We start from the raw sequence: 26,326 nt of genomic DNA, 5'->3' as shown, positions 1-26,326 counted from the left end.
TGCTGCCGTTACAGCATCTCCAGCTTGGCCATCAGGTCTTCCAGGCGTGCGGCCTTTTCTTCGGTGACGACGCTGCCTTCCAGCGAGTCGATGTAGCTCGCCAGTTCCTCCACCGTGCAGCACTCGAACATGGCCCGCAGGGGCACGTTGCGTTGCAGGGTTTTCTGCACGCGGGAGGCGATCTGGGTGGCGAGCAGGGAGTGGCCGCCGAGTTCGAAGAAGTTGTCGCGCACGCCGACCCGTTCGACCTTGAGCACCTCGGCCCAGATGCCGGCCAGAGTGGTTTCCAGTTCGCTGCGCGGGGCCAGGTAGTCCTGGGCCTGCAGCGGGCCGAATTCCAGGGGTGGCAGGGCCTTGCGGTCGAGCTTGCCGTTGGCGTTCAGCGGCAGGCGCTCGAGCACGAGCCAGTGCAGCGGCACCATGTAGTCCGGCAGGTCGCCACGCAGTTGCTGCTTGATGGCTTCGAACCAGGCGCCCTCTTCCGCCAGGCGGCTGGCCGGCGAGCTGGCGCTGGCGAAGCGCTCGGCCTCGCGTGGCACCAGGTAGCCCACCAGGTATTTGCCGGTGGGGCCTTCCTGCACGCTGACGGCGGCGTCGCGCACGTCCGGGCGTTCGAACAGGCGGGCTTCGATCTCGCCCAGTTCGATGCGGTAGCCACGGATCTTCACCTGGTGGTCGACGCGGCCGACGTACTCCAGCACGCCATCGGCGCGGCGGCGGGCCAGGTCGCCGGTGCGGTACAGGCGCTCACCCGGCGCGCCGAAGGGGTTGGGCACGAAGGCCTGGGCGGTGCGCAGCGGGTCGCCGACGTAGCCACGGCCGACACCGGTGCCGGCGACGCAGAGTTCGCCCACGGCGCCCAGGGGCGCCAGTTCGAAGGCGTCGTCCAGCAGGTACAGGCGGTTGTTGTCGGTGGGGCTGCCGATGGGCAGGTAGGTGCCTTCGGTGGAGGCGGCGTCGACGCGGAAGAAGGCCACGTCGTCCGAGCACTCGGCCGGGCCGTAGGCGTTGACCAGCCCCACCTGCGGGTAGCGCTCCAGCCACTGGCGCGCCAACTCCGGCGGCATGGCTTCACCGGTGGGCAGCATCCAGCGCAGGGCGCCGAGTACGGCAAGGGCCTCGGCGAGCATGCCCTGGATCAGCGAGGGCACGCTCTCCAGCACCGTGATGCCGCGCTCGCGCACATGGGCCAGCAACGCCTGCGGGTCGTGGGCGATGGCGTTGGGGACGATCTCGGTGCAGGCGCCGAACAGCGGTGCGGCGAGGAACTGCCAGACCGAGATATCGAAGCTCTGCGAGGCGGTCTGGGCGATCACGTCCGCCTCGGTGAGATCCAGGTACGGCACCTTGCTCAGCTGGTTGTTGAGCATGCCGGCCTGCTCGACCATCACGCCCTTGGGCAGGCCGGTGGAGCCGGAGGTGTAGATGACGTAGGCGAGGTTGGCCGGGCCGCTGTGGATGCCCAGGTCCTGCTCCGGCCAGGCGCCCTGCAGCACGTCCTCCCACACCAGCAGGCGCGGACGCTGGCCGCAGCCGAGCTCCTCCAGCAACGCCATCGCCTGGTCGCGGCAGGCGCGGGTGGCCACCAGCGCCGGGGCACGGCTGAGTTCGAGGATGCGCGTCAGGCGCGGGGTGGGCAGCGCCGGGTCCAGCGGCAGGTAGCCGGCGCCAGCCTTGAAGGTGCCGACCATCATGCCCAGCAGGTCGAGCCCACGCTCACCCAGCAGCGCCACCGGCTGGTCGAGGCTGACGCCGGCGGTGCCCAGGGCGTGGCCCAGGCGGTTGGCGTGGCGGTTCAGCTCGGCGTAGCTCCACTGGCGGTCGAGGCAGCGGACGGCGATGCGCGCTGGGTGCGCGGCGACGCGGGCCTCGAACAGGCGCACGTAGCCCTGCTCCAGCGGGTAGTCGCGGGCGCTTTCATTGACGCCGTTGAGCAGCAGCTCGCGCTCGGCCTCGCCCAGCAGCGGCAGCTCGCTCATGTCGCCTTCGATGCGCTCGCCGAGGGCCAGCAGCAGGCGTTTGAATTCGCCCAGCAGGCGGTCGATGGTCGCTTCCTCGAAGTAGCGCTGGTCGTAGGACAGGTGCAGGCCCAGGTCATCGCCCGGGTAGCAGACCACGGTGAGCGGGAAGTTGGTGTGGGTGCGGCCGGAATCCGAGCTGGCGGAGAGGCTCTGCGCACGGTCCAGCACCGCGACTTCCACCGGCGCGTTTTCGAACACGAAGAGGCTGTCGAACAGCGGCTGGCCCTTGGGCAGCTCGCTGCATTCCTGGATGGCCACCAGCGGCAGGTACTCGTGCTCGCGCAGTTCCAGGTTGCTGGCCAGCAGCCCCTGCAGCCAGTCACGCACGCTCAGGCGCTGACCCGGCGCGGGCAGCTTCACCCGCAGGGCGATGCTGTTGATGAACAGGCCGACGGTGCGCTGCATCTCCGGCAGGCCCACCGGGCGCCCGGCCACGGTGACGCCGAACACCAGGTCGCGCTCGCCGCTGTAGCGCGCCAGCACCAGGGCCCAGGCCGCCTGGGCCAGGGTGTTGATGGTGAGCTGGTGACGCTGTGCCAGTTCCCGCAGGCGCGCGCCGTCGGCGGCGTCCAGGCGGGTGATGCGGTCGCCCACCTGCATGCCGCCGCTGTCGTTGGCGTGCTCGCGGAGGATCGGCCGGTCGCTCGGCAGGTGGGTGGTGCGTTCGAAGCCCGCCAGGTTGCCCTGCCACCAGGCGCGGGCCTGGCCCAGGTCCTGGCGCTGCAGCCAGCCGATGTAGTCGCGGTAGCGCGGCGCCAGCGGCAGTTGCGGCTCGCGGCCCTCGCCGAGGGCGGCGTAGACCTCGAAGAAGTCGCTCATCAGCAGGCCACGGCACCAGGCGTCGATGAGGATGTGGTGGTTGCTCATCATGAACCAGTAGCGCGCCTCGCCCAGGCGGATCAGGCGCAGGTGGAAGGGCGGCTGGTGCAGCAGGTCGAAGCCGGCCTCACGCTCCGTGCGGTGCAGCGCCTGCAGGCGCTCCTCGTGGCCGTCCTCGGGCAGGTCGCTCCAGTCCAGCAGGTCCACCTCAGTGGTGCCGGGCTTGTGGATCACCTGCAGCATGGTTTCGCCGGCGTTCCACACGAAGGAGGCCCGCAGCGCTTCGTGCCGCGCCACCACGGCGCGCCAGGCGCGGGTGAAGCGCTCGACGTCCAGCGCGCTGTTGATGCGGTAGCGGTCCTGCATGTAGTAGATGCCGGTGCCCGGCTCCAGCAGGGTGTGCAGCAGCAGGCCTTCCTGCATGGGCGTGAGCGGGTAGATGTCGTCGATGGCGGCGGCCGGTACCGGCAGCTGGTCGATCTGCTCCTGGGCCAGGTGCGCCAGGGGGAAGTCCGACGGCGTCGGGCCACCGGCGCCCTCCTCCAGGCAATGGGCGACCAGACCCTGCAGCTCGGCGATAAAGGCCTCGCCCAGGCCCTGCACCGTGGCGCGGTCGTAGCGCGCCTGGCTGTAGGTCCAGTTGAGCAGCAGTTCGCCGCCGAACACCTGGCCGTCCACGCTCAGCCAGTTGGGCAGCGTGGCGTCGGCGTCGTGGGCCGGGCCGGCGCTTTCTTCCAGCGGGCGCAGCAGCGCGCCCTCGGCGAAGCTGCCGTCGAACTGGCCCAGGTAGTTGAAGGTGATGCGCGCCGGCGGCAGCGCGGCCATGGCGGCACGGGTGACCGGGTCGGCCAAGTAGCGCAGCACGCCGAAGCCGAGGCCCTTGTGGGGCACCTGGCGCAGCTGCTCCTTGATCGCCTTGATGGAGGCACCGAGCCCGTCGGCGGGCGCCAGGCGCAGCGCATAGGCACTGGTGAACCAGCCGACGGTGCGGCTGAGGTCGATGTCGTCGAACAGCGGTTCGCGGCCATGACCTTCCAGTTGCACGAGCACCGAATCACGCGAATCCCAGCGGCACAGCACACAGGCCAGGGCGGTGAGCAGCAGGTCGTCGACGCGGGTGCGGTAAGCGGCGGGCGCCTGTTGCAGCAGTTGGCGGGTGCGCTCGGCATCCAGGCGCAGGGTGATGCGCTGGGCGTCGCGCTCCAGGTCCTGTTCGGCGTTGCGGTCGCAGGGCAGCGGCGCGTCCTGGCCGCCGAGCTGCGCCTGCCACCAGCCCAGTTCCTCGCGCAGGGGTTCGCTGCCGGCATAGGCCGCCAGGCGTTCGCCCCAGTGTTTGAAGGCGCTGGTACGCGCCGGCAGCGCCAGGGGCTGCCCGGCCTGCAGCTGGCGATAGGCGGTTTGCAGGTCGTCCAGCAACACGCGCCAGGAGACGCCGTCCACCACCAGGTGGTGGATGGCCAGCAGCAGCTTCTGGCGCCCGTCCGGGCCTTCCAGCAGCAGGGCACGCAGCAGCGGGCCCTGGGCCAGGTCGAGGCTGCGCTGGGCATCGGCCAGCAGGGTTTCCGCCTCGGCGAAATCGTCCACCTGTGCCTGCCACAGCAGGCCGTCGGCCTCGCTGGCGGGGGCGCGGTGCTCGGCGTGCCAGGTGTCGCCGTAACGGCTGAAGGACAGGCGCAAGGCGTCGTGGTGCTGCACCAGGCCTTGCAAGGCCTGCTCAAGATGACCCGCATCCAGGCGCTCGCCGGCTTCCAGCAGCAGCGACTGGTTCCAGTGGGCGACGTTCTCCGGCGCCTGCTGGAAGAACCAGTGCTGGATGGGCGTCAGCGGCATGCTGCCGGTTACTGGCCCCTGGTCCACCTGGGTCAGCGCCTCACGCCGGGCGACGGCAGCCAGGGTCTGCACCGTCTGGTGCTGGAACAGGTCGCGCGGGCTGAAGTGGATGCCCTGCTGGCGGGCACGGCTGACCACCTGGATGGAGAGGATGGAGTCGCCGCCCAGCTCGAAGAAGTTGTCGGCGAGCCCGACCTGCTCGACGTTGAGCACCTCCCGCCAGATGGCGGCCAGGCTTTGCTCCAGCTCGCTGGTCGGTGCCAGGTACTGCTGGCGGTTGTGCTCCGGGGCCGGCGCGGGCAGCGCGCGGCGGTCGAGCTTGCCGTTGGGGGTCAGCGGCAGGCTGGCAAGCAGCACCAGGTGCGCGGGCACCATGTGCTCCGGCAACTGGGTGCGCAGGTGCGCCTTGAGGGTTTCGCGCAGGGCCTGTTGTGCATCGGCACCCTCTTCTGCGGCGGCACAGGCCACGTAGCCGGCCAGTTGCTTGCCGCTGGGGCTGTCCAGGGCCAGCACCACGGTTTCGCGCACCGCCGGGTGTTCCAGCAGGCGTGCTTCGATCTCGCCCAGCTCGATGCGGAAGCCGCGCACCTTCACCTGCTGGTCGATGCGGCCGAGGTATTCCAGCTGGCCGTCGTCGCGCTGGCGCACCAGGTCACCGGTGCGATACAGGCGCCCGCCGTCGGTGGCGAAGGGGTTGGGCACGAAGCGCTCGGCGGTGAGGCCCGGGCGCTGGTGGTAGCCACGGGCGAGCCCGGCGCCGCCGACATAGAGTTCGCCGATGGCGCCCGGTGGCACCAGCGCCAGGTCGGCGTCGAGGATGCAGGCCACCCGCGCACCGACCATGCGGCCGATGGGGACGCTGGCGGCGCCCTCCTCCAGCTGCGCCGGGGCCAGGGCGGCCAGCGGCATCACCACCGTCTCGGTGGGGCCGTAGGCGTTGAAGAAGGCCTGGGGCGCGAAGCCCGCGCGGATGCGCTGCAGGTGCTCGGCGGTCAGCGCCTCGCCCCCGGTGATCACCAGGCGCACCGGCAGGGTTTCGCCCCGGGCGCCGAGCCACTGGGCCAGCTGGCTGCCGTAGCTGGGGGTGAAGCCGAGGATGGTGACGCCCTGCTCGCGGATCAGCTGGCAGATATCCTCGGCGCCCCACTGGCCCTGGGCCCGCAGCACCAGGCGCGCGCCGCACAGCAGCGGCGTCAGCAGGCGCTCGCTGGCGGCGTCGAAGTTGATGGAATAGAAGTGCAGCTCGCAGTCGTCGGCACGCATGCCGAAGCGACGGATCACCGCCTGGCAGTGCATGGCGATCTCGCCGTGGCTGACCGCCACGCCCTTGGGCTTGCCGGTGGAGCCGGAGGTGTAGATGAGGTACGCCTGGTGTTGCGGCAGCGCGAGGTCGACCGGTGCGTGGGCGGGGTAGCCGGCCAGTGCGGCCTCGTCCTCCTCCAGGCACCAGCGGCCGACGCCGGCCGGCAGTTCACCGAGGGTGTCGAACAGCGCAGCCTGGCCCAGCAGCAGGACGATGCCGCTGTCTTCGATCATGTAGTGCAGGCGTTCGGTGGGGTATTCCGGGTCCAGCGGCACGTAGGCGCCGCCAGCCTTGAGGATCGCCAGCAAGCCGACCACCATGGCCGCCGAGCGCTCCAGGGCCAGGCCGACGCGCACCTCGGGGCCGACGCCGCGCTCGCGCAGCAGGTGAGCCAGGCGGTTGGCGCGGGCGTCCAGGGTGGCGTAGTCGAGGGTTTCCCCGGCGAAGGTCAGCGCCGGTGCCGTGGGCGTGCGCGCGGCCTGCTCGGCGAACAGGCGGTGGATGCTGCCGTCGAGGCGGTGCTCGCCGGGCTCTTCGCCCAGGCTGGCGAGCTGCGCCAGGCGCTCGTCGTCACTTAGCAGCGGCAGTTCGGCCAGGCGTTGTGCGGGGTCGCCCAGCAGCGCTTCCAACAGGTTGCACAGGTGAGTGGCCATGCGCGCGATGCGCGGCTCGTCGAACAGGTCGGAGCTGTAGGTGAAGCAGCAGCCGAGGCGATGGTCGAGGTCGGTGACCTCCAGGTTGAGGTCGAACTTGGTGGCGCGGGCGTCGTTGGCGATGTACTCGACCTTCATCCCGGCCAGCTCGCGGGTTTGCTGGAACTCCCAGCGCTGCACGTTGCACATCACCTGGAACAGCGGGTTGTAGGCGCTGCTGCGCGGCGGCTGCAGGGCCTCGACGAGCTGGTCGAAGGGCAGGTCCTGGTGCGACTGGCCCTCGATCACGGTGTGGCGCACCTGCTCCAGCAGCGCGGCGACGCTCATCTGCCCGTCGAGCTGGCAACGCAGCACCTGGGTGTTGAGGAAAGCGCCGATCAGCCCTTCGCTTTCCGGGCGGATGCGGTTGGCCACCGGCGCGCCGATGCGCAGGTCCTGCTGGCCGCTGTAGCGGTGCAGCAGCACAGCCAGGGTGGCGGTCATGGTCATGAACAGGGTCAGGCCGTTGGCCGCGTTGAAGGCGCGCACACGCTCGGCCAGCGCGGCCGGCAGGTCGAAGCGGTAGAGCTCGCCCCGGTGGCTCTGGGCCGGCGGGCGTGGGCGATCCGAGGGCAGTTCCAGCAGCGGGTGCTCGTGGCCCAGCTGGGCCGTCCAGTAGTCCAGCTGGCGCTGGCGTTCGCCGGCTTCCAGCCATTGGCGCTGCCAGGCGCTGTAGTCGAGGTACTGCACCGGCAACGGCGCCAGGGGCGACTCACGGTCATCGAGGAAGGCCTCGTAGAGCGCGCCCAGCTCACGGGCGAAGATGTCCATCGCCCAGCCTTCGGTGACGATGTGGTGCAGGGTCACCACCAGGTGGTGCTCGCGCTCGCCGCCCTTGACCATCACCACCCGCAGCAGCGGGCCGGTCTCCAGGTCGAACGGCCGATGGGCCTCGTCATCGGCCAGGGCCTGCAGGTGGGCCTGGCGGGTGTCGGCATCCAGAGCGGAGAAATCCTCCCAGCCCATCACCAGGGACGATTGCTCGGCCACCTGCTGGCGGGCCACGCCGCTCTCGCTGGGGAAGGTGGTGCGCAGGGTTTCGTGGCGCTGTACCAGGGCCTGCAACGCGGCCTCGAAGCGGGCCACATCCAGCGGGCCGCTGAGGCGTGCCAGGCCACCGACGTTATAGGCGGGGCTGTCCGGCTCCAGCTGCCAGAGGAACCACATGCGTTGCTGGGAGTAGGACAGCGGCACCGGGCGGCTGCGGTCGACATGGGCGATCACGCCCTGGCTGTCCACCTGGCCGCTGGCTTGGATGCGCGCCACCTCGGTGCAGAAGCCTTCCAGGGTGCTGGCTTCGAACAGCGCGCGCAGCGGCAGCTCGACGTCGCAGGCCTGGCGGGTGCGGGAGACGATCTGGGTGGCCAGCAGCGAGTGGCCGCCGAGGGCGAAGAAGTCGTCGTCCAAGCCCAGACGCTGGATGCCCAGCACCTCGCGCCAGATGGCGGCGACCTGCTGCTCCAGTGCGCTGACGGGCTCGCGGTGCTCGGCCTGCTGCCAGGCCGGCTCGGGCAGCGCGCGGCGGTCCAGCTTGCCGCTGGGGCCGACGGGCAGTGCTTCCAGGCGCATCAGTTGCGCCGGCACCATGTAGTCCGGCAGCTCGCCGCGCAGGGCCTGCAGCAGGCGTTCGGTCTGCCGGGCTTCATCCTCGGCAGCGCCGTTGACGCAGTAGTAGCCCACCAGGCGCGGGCCGCCGGGGCCGTCGCGCAATACCACCACCGCCTGGCCGACACCGGGTTGGGCCAGCAGGCGGGCGCGGATCTCTTCGGGCTCGACGCGGAAGCCGCGCAGCTTCACCTGGCTGTCGAGGCGGCCAAGGTACTCCAGGGCGCCATCGGTGCCCCAGCGGGCACGGTCGCCGGTGCGGTACAGGCGTGCGCCCGGTTCGCCGAAGGGGTCGGGTACGAAGCGTTCGGCGGTCAGCGCCGCGCGGCCCAGGTAGCCACGGGCGAGGCCGGCGCCACCGATGCACAGCTCGCCCGGCACACCGACCGGCAGTGCCGAGAGCTCGGCATCCAGTACGTGGCAGAGCACATTGCCCAGGGGCTGGCCGATGGGCGAGCGCTCGCCGTCATCATTGCGGCATTGCCAGTGGGTGACGTTGATGGCGGTTTCGGTGGGGCCGTAGCGGTTGTCCAGGCGCACCGCCGGCAGGCGCTGCAGCACCCGGTCGCGCAGGGCGGCGGGCAGCGCCTCGCCACCGGAGAACAGGCGGCGCAGGGAAGTGCATTCGCTAACCCCCTCCTCCTCGATGAACAGCTGCAGCAGCGGCGGCACGAAGTGCAGCGTGGTCACGCCGTGCTCGCGCACCAGTTGCACCAGCCGACGCGGGTCGCGGTGCTCACCGGGCGCGGCCAGCACCAGGCGTGCCTCGGTGACCAGCGGCCAGAAGCATTCCCAGACGGACACATCGAAGCTCACCGGCGCCTTCTGCAGCAGCACGTCGCTGGCATCCAGGCGGTAGTGCGCCTGCATCCAGGCCAGGCGTTCGACCAGGGCCGCGTGGGTGTTGCCGACGCCCTTGGGCTGGCCGGTGGAACCGGAGGTGTAGATGACGTAGGCGAGGTTGTCGCCGTGCACGCCGGAGGTCGGCGCGCGCTCGGGCCAACCGCCCTCCTCGCGGTCCAGGGCGATGGCGCTGACGCCGTCGTGGATGGGCAGGCGTTCCACCAGGTGCGACTGGGTCAGCAGCAGGCGCGCGCCGCAGTCCTGCAGCATGTAGGCGATGCGTTCACGGGGGTAGTCGACGTCCAGCGGCACATAGGCGCCGCCGGCCTTGATGATGGCCAGCAGGCCGACCAGCAGTTCGGGCGAGCGCTCGGCGGCGATGGCCACCGGCACGTCGGGGCCGACGCCGAGGGCTTGCAGGCGGTGGGCCAGGCGGTTGGCGCGGCGGTGCAGCGTGGCGCTGTCCAGTTGCCCTTCGGCCCACTGGAGGACAATGCGCTGCGGGTCGGCGGCAGCCTGCCGTTCCAGCAGCTCGGGCAGCCAGCGGCTGGCGACGGGCTGCGGTGCGCGGGCCCAGCCGGCCAGTTGGCTGCGCTCGGCCTCGTCCAGCAACTGGATATCGCCCAGGGCCCGCTCAGGTTGCTCGACCACTTGGCGCAGCAGGCTGACGAAGCGCTCGGCCAGGCGGCGCACACTGCCGGCGTCGAACAGCTCGGCGGCATAGTCGAAGGCCAGGGTCAGGCGGCCACGGGCGTCTTCCTCGCTGTGCAGCTGCAGGTCGAACTTGGCCTCGCGGCTGTGCCAGGGCAGCTCGTCGGCGAGCAGGCCGGGCAGGCGCCGCAGCGCCGAGAGGTCACGCTGCTGGTGGTTGAACATGACCTGGAACGGCTCGCCGCCGAGGGCGTCCACCAGGCGGTCGAAGGGCAGGTCCTGGTGCGCCTGGGCGCCGAGGGTGGCCTCGCGGGTCTGGGCCAGCAGTGCACTGAAGGTGCGGCGGCCGTCGAGCTGGCCACGCAGCACCAGGGTGTTGATGAAGAAGCCGACCAGGCCCTGGGTTTCCAGGCGCTGGCGGTTGACGCCGGGCACGCCGACGCGGATGTCCGCCTGCCCGCTGAGGCGGAACAGCAGGCCCTGGAAGGCCGCCAGCAGCACCATGAACAGGGTGGAATGCTCGGCCTGGGCCAGCCCGCGCAGGGCCTTGGCCAGGTCGTCGTCCAGGCGCAGGCTGTGGCGCGCGGCACCGTGGCTGCGCTGGGCAACGCGCGGGCGATCGGTGGCCAGTTGCAGGGCCGGGGCCTCGTCGCCCAATTGTTCGCGCCACCAGGCCAGCTGGCGCTCGGCCTCGCCGTCGGCCAGCCACTGGCGCTGCCAGGCGGCGAAGTCGGCGTAGCCCAGGGGCAAGGGCGCCAGGTCCACTGCGGGGCCACCGCAAGCGGCGCCGTAGAGGCGGGAGAATTCGTCCAGCAGCAGGTTCAGCGACCAGCCGTCTGCGACGATGTGGTGCAGGGTCAGCCATAGCTGGTGCTGTTCATCGTCCAGGCGCACCAGGGTCAGGCGCAGCAGCGGCCCCTGCTCCAGGTCGAAAGGTACCTGGGCTTCCTCTTCACGCAGCTGGGCGACACGGGCGTCGCGCTCGGCGCCGTCGAGGTGGCTGAGGTCGATGCGCGACAGGCTCAGCTCCAGGGACGGCAGGATGCGTTGCAGGGCGACGCCGTCCCGTTCGAGGAAGCGGGTGCGCAGCGCTTCATGGCGCTGCACCAGTTGCTGGAAGCTGCGCAGCACGGCGCCTTCGTCCAGCTCGCCACGCAGGCGCAGGCCACCGGGGATGTTGTAGGCGGCGCCTTGCGGGTCCAGCTGCCAGAGGAACCAGAGGCGGTTCTGCGCCGGGGATTGCGGCAGGTCCTGGTTGCGCGGCAGGCGCGGGATGGCGCCCTGGCGCGGCACACCGGCGGCCTGCTGGGCTTGCACGGCAGCGGTGAATTCGGCCAGGGAGCGGGCTTCGAAGAGCTGGCGCAGTTCCAGCTCCAGGCCCAGTTCGTCACGCAGGCGCGCCATCACCTGGGCGGCGCCGATGGAGTTGCCGCCCAGCAGGAAAAAGCTGTCGTCGGCATTCACTGCCGGCACCTGCAACTGCTCGGCCCAGAGGGCGGCGATGCGCTGTTGCAGCTCGCCGGCGGCTTCGGCCGGGGCAGTGGATGCTGTGGTGGAGTCGATGGCGGGGAAGCAGGCGTAGGCGTCGAGGCTGCCGTCTTCCAGGCCACTGCGGCAGGCGGAGCGTTGCAGCTTGCCGCTGGAAGTCTTGGGCAGCGCGCCGGGGTTGAGCAGCACCACCACGCGCGGCGCCTCCTGGCAGGCTTCGGCCACGGCCTGGCGGATCATGCGGATCAGGGTTTCCGGCGCATGGGCCTTCTGCACGCTGCGGCCGATCTCCACGGCGATGCCGATGCCCTCCTCGCCGTCCTGTTCGACGGCGAAGGCGGCGACGCGACCCTTGCGCACCAGCTCCACCTCGGTCTCGACGGTGCGCTCGATGTCCTGCGGGTAGAGGTTGTGGCCACGGACGATGAGCATGTCCTTGAGGCGGCCGCTGACGAACAGCTCGCCGTCGCGCTTGAAGCCCAGGTCGCCGGTGCGCAGCCAACTGGTGCCGTCGCGGTCGACGAAGGCCTTGGCGGTGGCTTCCGGGTTGCGCCAGTAGCCGTGGGCGATGCTCGGCCCGCTGGCCCAGATCTCGCCCACCTGGTTCTCGCCGAGCGCGGCGCCGGTGGCCGGCTCGACGATCATCACGGCGTGCTCGGGCTGGCCGAAGCCACAGCTCAGCAGCAAGCTGTCGGCGCCTGGTTCGATGCGGTTCTGCGCCAGCGCGGCGCCGTCCACGCCAAGGGCGGGAATGCCCTGGCCACGCACGCCGCCGGTGACGAACAGGGTGGCCTCGGCCAGGCCGTAGCAGGCGAGGAAGCTGGCGGCGTCGAAGCCGCAGGCAGCGAACTTGCCGGCGAAGCGTTCGAGGCTGTCCTGGCGGATCGGCTCGGAGCCGGAGAAGGCCACGCGCCAGCCGCTGAGGTCGAGGCGCGCCAGGGCCGCCGCACTGACCCGCTCGCAGCACAGGCGATAGGCGAAGTCGGGACCGCCGCTGACGGTGCCGCCGTATTGGGCAATGGCTTCCAGCCAGCGCACCGGGCGTTCGAGAAAGTAGCGCGGCGACATGAGCACGCAGGGTACGCCGCTGAAGATGGGTTGCAGCAGGCCGCCGATCAGGCCCATGTCGTGGTAGAGCGGCAGCCAGCTGACGATCACGTCGTCGGCACCGATGCCGAAGCCGCGGCGGATCAGCAGTTCGTTGGCCACCAGGTTGCCGTGGCTCACCTGCACGCCCTTGGGCAGCGAGGTGGAGCCGGAGGTGTACTGCAGGAAGGCGATGTCGTCGGCGGCCAGCACCGGTTCGCGCCAGGCAGCGGCCAGCTCGGCTTGCAGGCCGTCGACACAGAGCAGCGCGGGACCGGCAGTGCCCAGGTCGGTGCTCAGCTGCTGCAGGGGTTCGCGCAGGGCGGCGCTGGTCAGCACCAGGGCCGGCTCGGCGTCGTCGATGATCGACAGCAGGCGCAGCTGGTGATGGCGGCGCGCGGACTCCGGCGGGTAGGCCGGCACGGCGATGACGCCGGCGTAGAGGCAGCCGAAGAACGCCGCGACGTAATCCGGGCCGCTGTCGAACAGCAGCACCGCGCGGTCGCCGAACTCCGCTTCCGCCTGCAGGGCGGCGGCGATCACGCGGGCGCGCTGGTCCAGCTCCCGGTAGCTGATGACCACGCCGTCGCCTTCGTCCTCGAGAAAACGCAGGGCGATGCGTTCCGGCTGCTCGGCAGCGCGGCGCTGCAGGGCCTGGACCAGGGTGCTGGGGAGTTCGAAGGCGTCCATCATGTTGTCGTCCTGCCTAGTGCGGCTTGAATTCGGGGTTCGGAACAGCGAAGGGGCGCAGCCGGCAGACGGCCGCGCCAGGCGGCTCAGCCGGCCGCCAGTGGTACCTGGCGCAGGGTGCGGGTGCGCAGGCGCAACAGGTGCTGCTCGGCGTAGCGCTTGAGGGTGCGCAGCACGGCGGCTTCCTGTTGCTGGAGGAAGAAGTGGTGCCCCTCGAACATGTCGAGGGAGAAGCCGGTGGCGGTCTCTTCCTGCCAGTCCAGCAGTTCGTCCACGCGCAGTTCGTCGGCCTTGCCGCCGAGCACGTGGATGGGCGCCTGCAGCGGCTGGCGCCGGCGGTAGGCGTAGCTGCCGGCGACGAGGAAGTCGGCCCGCAGGATGGGCAGCGTCAGGCGCAACAGCTCCTCGTTGGCGAGGGCCTCCTCGGGGGTGCCCTGGAGGTTGCGCAGCTTGGCGATGAGTTCGGCGTCGCTCTTGGCTTCGCGGTAGTCATCGACGTTGCGCCGAGCCGGGCCGGCGGTGGCCGAGGGGAACAGCGCCAGGGGCTCGGGCAGCCCCTTGTCACGCAGGGCGTGGGCCAGCTCGAAGGCGAGCAACCCGCCCAGGCTGTGGCCGAACAGCGCGTAGGGCTGCTGCACCTGGGGCGCGACTTCGCGGGCGAGCTGCGCCACCAGCGTGTCGAGCCGGGTGTGCAGCGGCTCGTCCATGCGCATGCCGCGCCCGGGCAGCTCCAGCGGCTGCACCACCAGCCAGGCGGGCAGGATGCGCCGCCAGCGGTTGTAGGTCATGGCGCTGGCGCCGGAATACGGCAGGCAGAACAGACGCAGGCTGATCGGCGCGTCCACCTCAGGCCACCACTTTGTCCTGGTCCATCTTCTGCCGCAGGCTCAGCGGGCGCATGTCGGTCCAGTTCTGCTCGATGAACTCGAGGCAGTCCTTCTTCAGGCCGCTTTTGCCGGCGGCGCGCCAGCCGGCGGGGATGGCCTTGTAGTCCGGCCAGATCGAGTACTGCTCCTCCTGGTTGATGACCACCTGGAAGATCACATCGTCACGATCGAAAACCATGTCGTTCTCCTGTCTGCGAAACCGTTGCAGCGGGGCCAGCTGCCCGCGCTTTCACAGAGGAGAACGGATGGAGACGGAAAATAATTAACGGAATTACCCGGGGCCGGGAGCGCTTTCACCGTCGATCGGAAGGGTCTTCGCGGGGCGGAGCTGCAACAGCCCTGAAGCCTTTCCGTGCTCTTCTTCGGATATATGCATATTAATTATTCATCGCATTTGACAATGATTATCATTGGACATAATTTGTTACCCCGCTGAACAGGTCGCCCTTTTTCCGGCGCCCTTTGCCTACCCAAGCGCAAGGTGATTTCCATGACGGATCAACTGTCCACAAGCAGGTGCGATTCACCCTTACTCCAGGCATTCATCGATAACCGCACGATCCTTGTGAAGATCGCCGCGCGTATCACCGGATGCCGCTCCCGCGCCGAGGATGTGGTGCAGGATGCGTTCTTCAGGCTGCAGTCGGCTCCGCAGATCACCTCGTCGTTCAAGGCGCAGCTCAGCTACCTGTTCCAGATCGTGCGCAACCTGGCCATCGACCATTACCGCAAGCAGGCGCTGGAGCAGAAGTATTCCGGCACCGAGGAGGAAGGGCTCAACGTGGTGGTCACCCAGGGTGCTTCGCCCGAGACCTCGCACATCAACTACGCGACCCTCGAGCACATCGCCGATGCCCTGGCCGAGTTGCCGGCGCGTACCCGCTATGCCTTCGAGATGTATCGCCTGCACGGCGTGCCGCAGAAGGACATCGCCAAGGAGCTGGGCGTCTCGCCGACCCTGGTCAACTTCATGATCCGCGACGCCCTGGTGCACTGCCGCAAGGTGACCCGTGCCGAAGCCGAGAAGGCCGCCGGCAACGACCAGGAACGCAGCGAAAAATCCGCCTGACCTCTCCCCCGTTTTCCGCCCCGGGCGCGACTCGTGTCCCGTAGCCCGGACTTCAGTCCGGGGACTCCTTCGACGCCGATCCCGGGCTGAAGCCCGGGCTACGCACAGACTCGATATCCACCTCGGGCATACGCAGCGGCTTTGCCGGAGCCTTGCCGGACACACCCCTGCCGATAGAACCCCGTAGCCCGGACTTCAGTCCGGGGATTCCTGCGACGCCGGTCCCGGGCTGAAGCCCGGGCTACGCATTGAGAACGCGGCTCGGCCTCAGGCCAGCACGCAATGATCGAAGAAGCGTTCGCGGCCGATGGCCATGAGCGCGGCGCGCTTGTGCGGGAAGTCGAATTCCTTCTCCCGGTAGTAACCCAGGTTCTGCATGTGGCCGATCATCCGCGCGTTGTCGGCACGGGGTTCGGCCACCACGCGGCGGGTGCGCGGGTCGTCGAGGAACAGGAAGTGTGTCAGCGCCGACAGCCAGCTGGTCACCTTGTGCGGGCCGCGGTGGCTGTCCTCGCCCACCAGCATGTGGATGCCCCGGTCGTAGTCGTCTACCGCATAGAAGGGTGCGATGCGGTCTTCCTTGGCCCAATAGGCTTCGAAGTAGGCGAAGGGCTGGTCGTCGAAGCAGCCGATCAGGGTCAGCGCATGGGGGTCGTTGTGCAGCTTCTGCAGGTAGGCGCGGTGCTGGTCGAGGTCGCCGCCCTCCTGCCAGAACGCCAGCACGCGGGGCGAGTTCTGCCAGCGGTTGAAGCGTTCCAGATCGCTGTCGATATCCAGCGCGCGCAGGGAGATCCAGCTGCCCAGGCGCGCGTCGAAACGGCGGTAGAGCTCGCCCGTGGGCTTGGGCGGACGCTGCGGGTGGCGCTTGCCGTCATTGATGACCATGCGCTCCGGGTAGGGGCTGGCGGCAGTGATCCAGGGTGCCGGCAGTTGCCAGAACTGGCCGCGCTCGCAGCGGTACTCCCCTGCCCCGGCCGCCACCAGCAGGCCGCTGGCCAGGGCCTCGGCCGGTGCCTGCAGCAGTTGCCAGTGCAGGCGCTGGCAGGCCGGGTCGCGGGCCAGCGACCAGTAGCAGGCGGCGTGCAGCGCCTGCACGGACGGTTGGGCGCCGAGCACCTGCAAGCGCGGTTCGGCGCCACGTTGCAGCGCCAGGTCGATCAGCGGCTGGCCATCGAGGGTCAGGTGCAGGCGGGTGTCGGTTTCGTCGGCACCGAGGCTGCGCCCATCGGGCAGCGGGAGGTTCGACAGGGGGTTGTGCTGGGACATGGGCGGCTCGCGAAATGGGAGGTCTGTGCAACAGATGACGTCGGGGCGCGAGGGAAAATTAGGGGAATTTCGCCGGTGGTCGTGGCGGTTGGCGCGGGTTTCGGCGTGTGAAGGTCCCGGGCTGAAGCCCGGGCTACGGCGGCCCTCTCATGGAGAGAGGGCCGTGCGCAGGGGCTAGCCCTGTTTCTTGACGATGGTCTCGGCGATGTTGGCGGGGGCTTCGGCGTATTTGGAGAACTCCATGGAGTAACTGGCGCGGCCCTGGGACATGGAGCGCACGTCGGTGGCGTAGCCGAACATCTCGCCCAGCGGCACCTCGGCTCGGATGATGCGCCCGGCGGGGGCCTCGTCCATGCCCTGGATCAGGCCGCGACGGCGGTTGAGGTCGCCCATGACGTCGCCCATGTAGTCCTCGGGGGTGACCACCTCGACCTTCATGATCGGCTCCAGCAGCACCGCGCCGCCCTTCTGCGCGAGCTGCTTGGTGGCCATGGAGGCGGCGATCTTGAACGCCATCTCGTTGGAGTCGACGTCGTGGTAGGAGCCGTCGAACACCGTGGCCTTGAGGCCGAGCAGCGGGTAGCCGGCGAGCACGCCGTTCTTCATCTGCTCCTCGATGCCCTTCTGGATCGCCGGGATGTATTCGCGCGGGATCACGCCGCCCACCACTTCGTTGACGAACTCGAGGGTGTCCTTGCCGTCCTCGCCCGGTTCGAAGCGGATCCAACAGTGGCCGAACTGGCCGCGACCGCCGGACTGGCGCACGAACTTGCCTTCGATCTCGCACTTGTTGCGGATCTTCTCGCGGTAGGCCACCTGGGGCTTGCCGATATTGGCCTCGACGTTGAACTCGCGCTTCATGCGGTCGATGAGGATGTCCAGGTGCAGCTCGCCCATGCCGGAGATGATGGTCTGGCCGGATTCCTCGTCCGAGCGCACGCGGAAGGACGGGTCCTCCTGGGCCAGCTTGCCGAGGGCGATGCCCATCTTCTCCTGGTCGGCCTTGGTCTTGGGCTCCACCGCCACGGAGATCACCGGCTCGGGGAAGTCCATGCGTTCGAGGATGATCGGCTTGTCGAGGTCGCAGAGGGTGTCGCCGGTGGTGACGTCCTTCATGCCGATCAGTGCGGCGATGTCGCCGGCGCGTACCTCCTTGATCTCCTCGCGGGTGTTGGCGTGCATCTGCACCATGCGGCCGACGCGTTCCTTCTTGCCCTTGACCGAGTTGAGGATCGAGTCGCCGGAGCTGAGCACGCCGGAGTACACACGGGTGAAGGTCAGGGTGCCGACGAAGGGGTCGGTGGCGATCTTGAAGGCCAAGGCCGAGAAGGGTTCATCGTCGTCGGCATGGCGCTCGTCGTGGCGCTCCTCGTCGTCCGGGTGGGTGCCCTTGATGGCGGGGATCTCGATGGGCGCCGGCAGCAGTTCGATCACCGCGTCCAGCACCAGGGGCACGCCCTTGTTCTTGAAGGAGGAGCCGAGCACGGCGGGGACGATCTCGCAGGCGATGGTGCGCTGGCGCAGGCCGGCCTTGATCTCCTCGATGCTCAGCGCCTCGCCTTCGAGGTATTTGTTCATCAGTTCTTCGCTGGCCTCGGCGGCGGCTTCCACCAGCTTCTCGCGCCACTCCTCGGCTTCGGCCAGGAGGTTGGCGGGGATCTCTTCCTCGCGGAAGCTGGTGCCCTGGTCGGCGTCGTTCCAGTAGATGGCCTTCATCTTCAGCAGGTCGATCTGGCCTTCGAAGTTCTCTTCGGCGCCGATGGGCAGCTGGATGGGCACCGGGGTGTGCCCGAGGCGCTGCTTGATCTGCCCGACCACCCAGAGGAAGTTGGCGCCGGCGCGGTCCATCTTGTTGACGTAAGCGATGCGCGGCACGCCGTACTTGTTGGCCTGGCGCCACACGGTTTCAGACTGCGGCTCGACGCCGTCAGCACCGCTGAACACCACAACCGCGCCGTCGAGCACACGCAGGGAGCGCTCCACCTCGATGGTGAAGTCGACGTGCCCGGGGGTGTCGATGATGTTGAAGCGGTACTTGTCGAACTGCTTGGCCGAGCCCGACCAGAAGGCGGTGGTGGCGGCCGAGGTGATGGTGATGCCGCGCTCCTGCTCCTGCACCATCCAGTCCATGGTGGCGGCGCCGTCGTGCACTTCGCCCATCTTGTGGTTGACCCCGGTGTAGAACAGGATCCGCTCGGTGGTGGTGGTCTTGCCCGCATCCACGTGGGCCACGATGCCGATGTTGCGGTAGCGGTTGATGGGGGTCGCACGGGCCATTGTCTACACCTCGTAATGGTCGGGATGGGTTCGGAACGGGAACGGCACGGCCGCTCGGGGACGCGAGCGGCGAAGCAGCCGGGGCGGATTACCAAGCATGGTTGAAGATGCCGCCGACGCAAGCCGCGAGGCGCTGCCGGGGCGGTGTTTTTTTAACCCGGGCCGATGACAGTCGTGCGATGCGTCGCCGCGCACGCCTTCGAGGCATAGACTGGGCGGCATCTTTCCATCACCGGAGCATTTCCCATGAGCAAGACCATCAGCATCGACTTCGTATCCGACGTGGTCTGCCCCTGGTGCGCGGTGGGCCTGGGCGCGCTGCAGCAGGCCATCGCCAACCTCGGCGACGAGGTGCGGGTGGAGCTGGCCTTCAAGCCCTTCGAGCTGAACCCGGACATGCCACCCGAGGGCCAGGACATCGTCGAGCACATCCAGCAGAAGTACGGCAGCACGCCGGAACAGGTGGCCGCCAACCGCGAGCACATCCGCCAGCGCGGCGCCGAGGTGGGCTTCCGCTTCGACATGCAGGCACGCGGGCGCATCTACAACACCTTCGACGCCCACCGCCTGCTGCACTGGGCGGAGCTCGAGGGGCGCCAGCTGGAACTCAAGCAGGGCCTGCTGGCCGCCTACTTCACCGAGGGGCGCAACCCCAGCGACCGCGCGGTGCTGGTGGAGGTGGCCGCTGCCGCCGGGCTGGACGCCGAAGCGGCGCGCGAGGTGCTGGAATCCGGCCGCTTCGCCGAGGAGGTGCGCGAGGAGGAAAACTTCTACACCAGTCACGGCATCCGCTCGGTGCCGTCGGTGATCCTCAATGGTCGCCACCTGATCAGCGGCGGCCAGCCGGCGGAGTATTTCGAGCAGGCGATCCGCCAGCTCGTTGCCACCGAATAGAGGCCTTCGCGCAGCACCCTTGATTTTATAGACGATCGGTCTAATATCCTCCGCCATGACCGATTCCACTCCCCCGCCCCGTCGCGGCCGGCCACCCAAGGTCGCCCGCGACAACCTCGACACCCGCGACGCCCTGGTGCGTTGCGGCACCGAGATACTCACCGAACAGGGCTTCCTCAGCACCGGCATCGACACAGTGCTGAGCCGCGTCGGCGTGCCCAAGGGCTCGTTCTATCACTACTTCCAGAGCAAGGAAGACTTCGGCCACGCGGTGCTGGAGAACTACGCCGGTTACTTCGCGCGCAAGCTCGACCGCTGCCTGCTGGACGCGTCGCGCCCGCCCCTGGCGCGCATCGCGGCCTTCGTCGAGGAGGCCAAGGCCGGCATGCAGCGCTTCGAGTACCGCCGCGGCTGCCTGGTGGGCAACCTGGGCCAGGAGGTGACCCAGTTGCCGGAGGCCTTCCGCGAATCCCTGGAGGCCATCCTGCTCAGCTGGCAACAGCGCCTGGCGCTGTGCCTGGAGGCGGCCAAGGCCGCTGGCGAGCTGGCCCCGGAGACGGATTGCGCGCACTGGGCGGCGTTCTTCTGGATCGGCTGGGAAGGCGCCGTGCTGCGCGCCCGGCTGGTGCGGGACAACGGGCCGCTGGACTGCTTCATCCAAGGATTTATCGCCGGGCTGCCCCGCTAGCCCGTCCCTTTCCACTGCTTCCCATGAGGAGACAACCGATGTTCAAAGGCATCCTGATCGACAAGGTCGACGCGGGCTACCGCGCCACGCTGGCCGAGCTGGACGAGGCGCAGCTGCCCGAGGGCGACGTCACCGTGCAGGTCGACTACAGCACCCTGAACTACAAGGACGGCCTGGCCATCACCGGCAAGGGCCCGGTGGTGCGCAAATTCCCCATGGTCGCCGGCATCGACCTGGCCGGCACCGTGGAAGCCAGCGACAACCCCGCCTTCAAGGCCGGTGACCGCGTGCTGCTCAACGGCTGGGGCGTGGGCGAGACCCACTGGGGCGGCCTGGCGCAGAAGGCGCGCCTCAACGGCGACTGGCTGATCCCCCTGCCTGCTGGCTTCACCCCGCGCCAGGCGATGGCCATCGGCACCGCCGGCTACACCGCGATGCTTTCGGTGCTGGCCCTGGAGCGCAACGGCGTGACCCCGGACAAGGGCCCGGTGCTGGTGACCGGCGCCAACGGCGGTGTCGGCAGCTTCGCCATCGCCCTGCTCGCCCGCCTCGGCTACCAGGTGGCGGCCTCCACCGGCCGGCCCCAGGAAGCGGAGTACCTCAAGCACCTGGGCGCTGCGGAGATCATCGACCGCGCCAGCCTCTCCGAGCCCGGCCGGCCGCTGGGCAAGGAACGCTGGGCCGGCGCCGTCGACTCGGTGGGCAGCCACACCCTGGCCAACGTCTGCGCCGGCATCCGCTACGGCGGCGCCGTTGCCGCCTGTGGCCTGGCCCAGGGCATGGACTTCCCCGCCAGCGTTGCGCCCTTCATCCTGCGCGGCGTGACCCTGGCCGGTATCGACAGCGTGATGCGCCCGCGCGCCGACCGCATCGAGGCCTGGGACCGCCTGGTACGTGACCTCGACCTGGCGCTGCTGGACGAGATCACCAGCGAGATCGGCCTGGGCGAGGCCGTGCTCAGCGCCAGCGAACTGCTCGAAGGCCGCGTGCGTGGCCGCGTGGTGGTGGACGTCAACCGCTGACCCTTCCGGGCGCCGCCAGCCTGGCGGCGCCCTCTGCGGCGCACGATGCGCTGCCCCGATAATCACTATCAAGCTTGATGATTTCTGCCCCGACCGCCGCTTGGCTAATCTGCGCCCATCGCAACGCAGACAGCCGAACAGGAGGGCCAGATGCACACGTCGATCGTACTCATCGCCCTGCTCGCCACCCTCGCGCTCGCTGGCTGCGCCTCGCCGCAACACAGCGAGGAAACGCCCTACACCGATGCGCAGGTCCGCCAGTTCGCCCTGGAGATGTTCGGCAAGAGCGGCCTGCCGCCCGAGCAGTTGGCCAAGGTCCGCCGGGCGCTGCTGAAACAGGATCAACGGATGTCCAACGCCATCCGCGACGTGCAGCCGAGCAAGGGCTGAGTCACCCCAGATTGCATGCTCCTCCCATGGCCACTCCCCCCTTTGGCCAATATGCAGCTCACCCCCCGAGCTGCTTTTTTTTGCCCGCGAATCGGACGCGTCCGCTGGGCGGTCACAGGGGCGGGAAGCAGAATCGACGGATTGTCATGAAGAAGGGGTAGAAAAAGGAAAGATTCGGATACATCTGGGCCCGGGTGGCCCTATCCAATCAACGGAGCTTGCCGTATGATCGCGCACCTAGTACCAAGCTGTAAGTCAATCCGGCCAGTCGCAGCCAGCGCTTCTCATGCGCATCGCGACGCCGGTCTCCTCGATGGTTACCTGACCCATGCCTCCCGCCAATCACTGGCAGCGCATTCGTCCTGGCCTCCCATCCAGAAGTCTGATCAGGACAATCACCGGGCCGGAACCTTGCCCACGATTACAACCTGGCATCCAAAGTACTTGGCTGGCACGCTCCGCTCACAGGCGGAACTTTCCGCCAGCTCATTCGCTCCGATAAGGATCATCCGGTGTGCCCAAGGTGGGCGACGGATTCGGAGTTTTATTACGCGGCCTGATTGCCGCACTTTGCAGGACCTAACAATATGACTATCCACCACCAGGCCGAACAAGCCATTACCACCCTTACCCGCGCATTTGCGCCGCTCCAGTGCCAGATCAACGCGCCTTCCCGCAAGGGCGGCTTCAGCTTCACCATCGTCAGCGAGTACGGTGTCGCCTGCCACAGCCAGCGCATCTACCCGGAGCAGTACAGCAACTCCAGCCAGCTTCAGCAGGTGATCGATCGCGCCCAACGCGCCCTCGCCGCCTGACGCCAGGCACGTCGACCCAAAGCCCCGCATAAGCGGGGCTTTTTCTTGCCTGCGATTTACCACGGTTGGTGCCGTCGGGTGTGGCACCACTTGTTGTAGGAGCGAATTCATTTGCGATGGAGTGTCCGGCCAACTCGTGGCCCAGTGCCTGCTGCAGGTCTTTCGCGGCTCAAGCCGCTCCCACGGGAAGGGCCTGCAGCGGGGCCGAACATCGCTGCGTTGGGCCTCACTACGCTCGGCGCCAACCTACGGCACCGTGCCCAGCCCGAACCACGAAGCCAACCGGGGTGTAAGGTGGATGGCGCTCTTCTCATCCACCAAGCGACCTTGCAGCCCACACGCATGCCCACCTCGTGGGAGCGAATTCATTCGCGATGGAGTGTCAGGCCGGCTCGTGACCCAGTGCCTGCTGCAGGTCTTTCGCGGCTTAAGCCTCACACGAACATCGCCGCGTGACGCCCTAGCCGTTCACCACGATGCCGCCGTTCACGTGCAGCACTTGGCCGCTGACATAGGCGGAATCGGCACTGGCGAGGTAGACGTAGGCCGGGGCCACGTCCGCCGGCTGGCCGGGGTGGCCGAGGGGTGTTTCGGCGCCGAAGTGGCTGACCTTCTCGGCATCGAAGGTGGACGGGATCAACGGCGTCCAGATCGGCCCCGGGGCCACGGCGTTGACGCGGATGGCGCGCTTGGCCAGGTTCAGCGCCAGGGAGCGGGTGAAGGACGTGATCGCGCCCTTGGTGGAGGAATAGTCCAGCAGCGTCGGGTTGCCCTTGTAGGCGGTCACCGAGCTGGTGTTGATGATGCTGGCCCCCGGGCGCAGGTGTGGCAGCACGGCCTTGGTCAGCTGGAACATGGCGAAGATGTTGGTGCGGAAGGTCTGCTCCCACTGCTCTTCGGAGATGTCCTCCAGGCGTTGCTGGGGATGCTGCTCACCGGCGTTGTTCACCAGCACGTCCACCCTGCCCCACTTCTCGATCACCGCCTCGATGACCCGGCGGCAGAACTCGCCATCGGCCGCATCACCGGCGAACAGCAGCGCCTCGCCCCCCGCCGCCTGCACCTCCAGGCGCGTGCGCTCGGCATCCTCCACCTCGTTCAGATAAAGCACCGCCACGTTGGCACCCTCGCGGGCGTAATGCACCGCAACGGCACGGCCGATGCCACTGTCGGCCCCGGTGACGATGGCGGTCATGCCGTCGAGCTTGCCGGCGGCCTGGTAGTACTCACCGATGGTCAGCGGCTGCGGGCGCATCTCGGTTTCCTGGCCCGGTTGCTGGTCCTGGTGCTGGGGCGGAAGGGTCTGTTCGTCGCTCATGGTCGTCTCCCGTATCAGTGCCTGTTACTCAACAGGACTGGCCCTGGCGCGGCCGGTTCAGAGAAATTCACCCAGCGGCCTCAGTCCTCCGGCACCGCTTCCAGGCGCTCCCACATGGCGCGGGTGATGCGCTGGCGGGCGACGTAGTCGTGCCAGGGGTCTCGATCCAGGCCGTCCAGGCGCTGACGCAGGTTGCCCAGGGTCCATTGCGCCGAGCCCTTGAGCCGCTCCAGCTCATCGCGCTCGACGGGCACCGATACCGGTAGCCCCGGCCGAGCCCGCACCGAGTAGGCGCACACGGTACTGGCGCCACGCTGGTTGCGCAGATAGTCGACGAAGATGCGCCCGATGCGGTTCTTCGGCCCCATCTTGTCGACGAAGCGCTCCGGCAACTGGCGGGCGAGGAAGCTGGCGATGGCCTTGCCGAACCCCTTCACCTCGTCCCAGCCGGCATGGCGCGCCAGCGGGACGACCAGGTGCATGCCCTTGCCGCCGCTGGTTTTCAGCCAGGCCTGCAGGCCCAGTTCATCGAGCACCGATAGGGTCAGGCGCGTGGCCTCCTGCATGGTCTTCCAGGGCAGCTTGGGGTCCGGGTCGAGATCGAGGATCAGGCGGTCGGGTCGCTCGATGCGGTCGCTGGTGGCGCCCCAGGTGTGCAGCTCGATGGCACCCATTTGCACCGCGCCCACCAGGGCCTCCAGCGTGTCGATCTCCATCAGCCGCGCGTGCCCGGGGTCCAGCGACGGGTCGAGGTGACGGATATTGGGAATCGCCAGGCGCTCGGCATGCTTCTGGAAGAACAACTCGCCGCCGACGCCCTCCGGCGCCCGCAGCAGGGATACCGGGCGCCCCTTCAGGTGCGGCAGCACCCACTCGGCCACGTCCGCGTAGTAGCGCGCCAGTTCCAGTTTCTGGGTGCCGCTCTGGTCGTCGATGACCCGCTGCGGATGGCTGATGGACACCTTGGCCAGGGTCTGGCGGCCACCCTCCCCGGCTTGCCCGGCCGTCTCGGCGACCGCCGCGGGGGCCTTTCTCAGGCTGGAGGCGCTACGCGGCTGCTCGCGGATGATCTGCTCCGCCGGCTTGTCGCTGCGCAGGGCGATGAACGCCGCCTGGCGCACAATGGCGTCAGCGGTCCACTCGGCGAATTCCACCTCGGCCACTAGTTGCGGCTCCACCCAGCGCACACCTCGGCGCTGGCTGGCGGTCAGGGCCTTGGTCAGCGGGCTGTCCTTGCGGGCGATGGCCTGCAGGCGGCCGAGAATGTCGGCCAGCCGTGCCTCGTCGAAACCGGTGCCCACCCGGCCGGCGTAGCGCAGCTCCGCCCCGCCCGGCTCGTCGTGCACCGCCAGCAGCAAAGCGCCGAAACCGCTACGGCTGCCCTTGGGCGCGGTGTAGCCGACGATGACGAACTCCTGGCGCCGACGGCACTTGAGCTTGATCCAGTCCGGGCTGCGGGCCGAGCGATAGGGGCTGCCCGCGCGTTTGCCGATCACCCCTTCCAGGGACATGGAACAGGCGCTTTCCAGGATCGATTCGTGGCTGGCGACAAAATCCTGGGAGAAACGCAGCAGGCTGCGCTTGTGGCCCTTGAGCACCTGCTCCAGGGCGGCGCGGCGGTCCTCCAGCGGCTGCTGGCGCAAGTCGCGGCCGTCGAGGTACGGCGCGTCGAACAGGTAGTAGAGGATGCTGTGGCTGCGGCCGATCTCGAAGGCGTTCTGCAGGCCCTGGAAGCTCGGCAGGCCGTCCTCGTCGAGCACCACCACCTCGCCGTCCAGCCAGCTGTCGCCCAGGTCCAGCGCCGCCAGGTCGCGGGCCTGCAGCGGCAGGCGTGCGGTCCAGTCGTTGCCGTTGCGGGTGTACAGGCGCACCTCGCCGTCGCGGAGGCGGGCGAGGATGCGGTAACCGTCGAACTTGATCTCGTAGCGCCAGTCGCCGGAGGGTGGCGCATCCACCAGGGTCGCCAGTTGCGGCGCCAGGGTGTCGGGCATGCCCGGTTCGGTGCCCTCGCCCTTGCGCGCCTTGGCCGCCTTGCCAGCCCCCTTGGAAGCACGCGGCCGAGCGGCCGGCGCATCGCTGCCCACATCGGCACCACTGATCACGCTGGCCGGCTCGGCGGAGACGATGTCGTACTCGTCCGCCGGGCGCGCCACCTCATCGTCCTGCTTGATCAGCAGCCACTGCTCCTTGTCACCACTGCCACGCAGGCGGGTACGCACCAGGCTCCATTCGCCGCTGAGCTTCTCGCCCACCAGGGTGAAGGTCAGCTTGCCGGCGGCGTAGGCGGCGCGCGGGTCGCCATGGGGCTGCCAGATGCCGCGATCCCAGACGATCACATCGCCCGCGCCGTATTGCCCGGCCGGGATGCTGCCCTCGAAGTCGGCGTAGCCCAGCGGGTGGTCCTCCACATGCACGGCCAGGCGCTTGTCCTTGGGGTCCAGGCTCGGCCCCTTGGGCACCGCCCAGCTCTTCAGGGTGCCGTCCAGTTCGAGGCGGAAGTCGTAATGCAGATGGCGGGCGTCGTGCTTCTGGATCACGAAACCCAGCGCGCCGGCCCTGGACCGGCCCTTGCGCCCAGCCTCATGGGGCTCGGAGGTGACCTCGAAATTGCGCTTGCGGTTGTATTCGCTGGAACGGCGGGCCATGGCGGATCACCTCGGCGTGGATGCGGA

13 protein-coding genes are annotated in these 26,326 nt (G+C 69.0%); 6 read left to right on the top strand and 7 right to left on the bottom strand.

Annotated elements, in window-relative coordinates; genetic code table 11:
- Positions 1-8: 8 nt before the first annotated feature.
- The 3 genes from PSm6_RS24170 to PSm6_RS24160 all read right to left on the bottom strand — a co-directional run bounded on the left by PSm6_RS24170 (position 9) and on the right by PSm6_RS24160 (position 14,093).
- Complete coding sequence (locus tag PSm6_RS24170; protein WP_265168444.1) at positions 9-13,031, bottom strand: non-ribosomal peptide synthase/polyketide synthase; 13,023 nt, start codon at positions 13,029-13,031, stop codon at positions 9-11.
- Positions 13,032-13,114: 83 nt separating this feature from the next.
- Entirely contained in the window at positions 13,115-13,873 is a 759-nt protein-coding gene (locus PSm6_RS24165; RefSeq protein ID WP_021220747.1) for a thioesterase II family protein, read from the bottom strand.
- 1 nt (position 13,874) lies between these two features.
- On the bottom strand, positions 13,875-14,093 hold the full coding sequence (locus PSm6_RS24160; RefSeq protein ID WP_021220748.1) for an MbtH family protein: 219 nt from the start codon (positions 14,091-14,093) through the stop codon (positions 13,875-13,877).
- A 312-nt stretch (positions 14,094-14,405) separates the two neighbouring features.
- On the opposite strand from PSm6_RS24160, the gene PSm6_RS24155 reads away from it, so the two are divergent.
- A complete protein-coding gene (locus tag PSm6_RS24155; RefSeq protein ID WP_043244691.1) occupies positions 14,406-14,984 on the top strand; it encodes an RNA polymerase factor sigma-70 in 579 nt (192 codons plus the stop codon).
- 267 nt (positions 14,985-15,251) lie between these two features.
- Here PSm6_RS24155 and PSm6_RS24150 read toward each other — a convergent pair whose 3' ends face one another.
- Positions 15,252-16,250, bottom strand: a complete 999-nt coding sequence (locus PSm6_RS24150; RefSeq protein WP_265168443.1) for a GNAT family N-acetyltransferase — start codon at positions 16,248-16,250, stop codon at positions 15,252-15,254.
- Positions 16,251-16,424: 174 nt separating this feature from the next.
- Complete coding sequence (gene fusA / locus PSm6_RS24145; protein ID WP_043244693.1) at positions 16,425-18,527, bottom strand: elongation factor G; 2,103 nt, start codon at positions 18,525-18,527, stop codon at positions 16,425-16,427.
- 246 nt (positions 18,528-18,773) lie between these two features.
- Between fusA and PSm6_RS24140 the strand changes: the two genes are divergently transcribed.
- From PSm6_RS24140 to PSm6_RS24120, 5 genes are all read left to right on the top strand, one after another.
- Positions 18,774-19,421 carry a DsbA family oxidoreductase gene (locus PSm6_RS24140; RefSeq protein ID WP_043244695.1) on the top strand — a complete coding sequence of 216 codons (648 nt, stop codon included), beginning with the start codon at positions 18,774-18,776 and terminating at the stop codon, positions 19,419-19,421.
- A 55-nt stretch (positions 19,422-19,476) separates the two neighbouring features.
- Positions 19,477-20,109 (top strand): acrylate utilization transcriptional regulator AcuR, encoded by a 633-nt coding sequence (gene acuR / locus PSm6_RS24135; protein ID WP_043244697.1) that lies wholly within the window; start codon positions 19,477-19,479, stop codon positions 20,107-20,109.
- 38 nt (positions 20,110-20,147) lie between these two features.
- Complete coding sequence (acuI, locus tag PSm6_RS24130) at positions 20,148-21,131, top strand: acrylyl-CoA reductase (NADPH) (RefSeq protein ID WP_043244699.1); 984 nt, start codon at positions 20,148-20,150, stop codon at positions 21,129-21,131.
- Positions 21,132-21,281: 150 nt separating this feature from the next.
- On the top strand, positions 21,282-21,521 hold the full coding sequence (locus PSm6_RS24125; protein ID WP_265168442.1) for a hypothetical protein: 240 nt from the start codon (positions 21,282-21,284) through the stop codon (positions 21,519-21,521).
- A gap of 587 nt (positions 21,522-22,108) precedes the next feature.
- Positions 22,109-22,336, top strand: a complete 228-nt coding sequence (locus tag PSm6_RS24120; RefSeq protein WP_021220756.1) for a hypothetical protein — start codon at positions 22,109-22,111, stop codon at positions 22,334-22,336.
- Positions 22,337-22,796: 460 nt separating this feature from the next.
- Here the strand turns inward: PSm6_RS24120 and PSm6_RS24115 are convergent, their stop codons facing one another.
- Positions 22,797-23,654 carry an SDR family oxidoreductase gene (locus PSm6_RS24115; protein WP_043244704.1) on the bottom strand — a complete coding sequence of 286 codons (858 nt, stop codon included), beginning with the start codon at positions 23,652-23,654 and terminating at the stop codon, positions 22,797-22,799.
- 80 nt (positions 23,655-23,734) lie between these two features.
- Positions 23,735-26,299 carry a DNA ligase D gene (gene ligD, locus PSm6_RS24110; protein ID WP_265168441.1) on the bottom strand — a complete coding sequence of 855 codons (2,565 nt, stop codon included), beginning with the start codon at positions 26,297-26,299 and terminating at the stop codon, positions 23,735-23,737.
- Positions 26,300-26,326 lie beyond the last annotated feature (27 nt).

It is taken from the genome of Pseudomonas solani (assembly GCF_026072635.1).
GTDB classification, from domain to species: Bacteria; Pseudomonadota; Gammaproteobacteria; order Pseudomonadales; family Pseudomonadaceae; genus Metapseudomonas; species Metapseudomonas solani.
Note: the sequence above shows the minus strand (reverse complement) of the source record. Positions and strands in the feature narration are given on the sequence as shown.

Bases quoted from the DNA above. Each gene is read 5' to 3' on its own strand.
- fusA (WP_043244693.1), bottom strand. From the start codon at position 18,527: ATGGCCCGTGCGACCCCCATCAACCGCTACCGCAACATCGGCATCGTG.
- ligD (WP_265168441.1), bottom strand. From the start codon at position 26,299: ATGGCCCGCCGTTCCAGCGAATACAACCGCAAGCGCAATTTCGAGGTC.
- PSm6_RS24155 (WP_043244691.1), top strand. From the start codon at position 14,406: ATGACGGATCAACTGTCCACAAGCAGGTGCGATTCACCCTTACTCCAG.
- PSm6_RS24170 (WP_265168444.1), bottom strand. From the start codon at position 13,031: ATGATGGACGCCTTCGAACTCCCCAGCACCCTGGTCCAGGCCCTGCAG.
- PSm6_RS24150 (WP_265168443.1), bottom strand. From the start codon at position 16,250: ATGTCCCAGCACAACCCCCTGTCGAACCTCCCGCTGCCCGATGGGCGC.
- PSm6_RS24115 (WP_043244704.1), bottom strand. From the start codon at position 23,654: ATGAGCGACGAACAGACCCTTCCGCCCCAGCACCAGGACCAGCAACCG.
- PSm6_RS24125 (WP_265168442.1), top strand. From the start codon at position 21,282: ATGCACACGTCGATCGTACTCATCGCCCTGCTCGCCACCCTCGCGCTC.
- PSm6_RS24140 (WP_043244695.1), top strand. From the start codon at position 18,774: ATGAGCAAGACCATCAGCATCGACTTCGTATCCGACGTGGTCTGCCCC.
- PSm6_RS24160 (WP_021220748.1), bottom strand. From the start codon at position 14,093: ATGGTTTTCGATCGTGACGATGTGATCTTCCAGGTGGTCATCAACCAG.
- acuI (WP_043244699.1), top strand. From the start codon at position 20,148: ATGTTCAAAGGCATCCTGATCGACAAGGTCGACGCGGGCTACCGCGCC.
- PSm6_RS24120 (WP_021220756.1), top strand. From the start codon at position 22,109: ATGACTATCCACCACCAGGCCGAACAAGCCATTACCACCCTTACCCGC.
- acuR (WP_043244697.1), top strand. From the start codon at position 19,477: ATGACCGATTCCACTCCCCCGCCCCGTCGCGGCCGGCCACCCAAGGTC.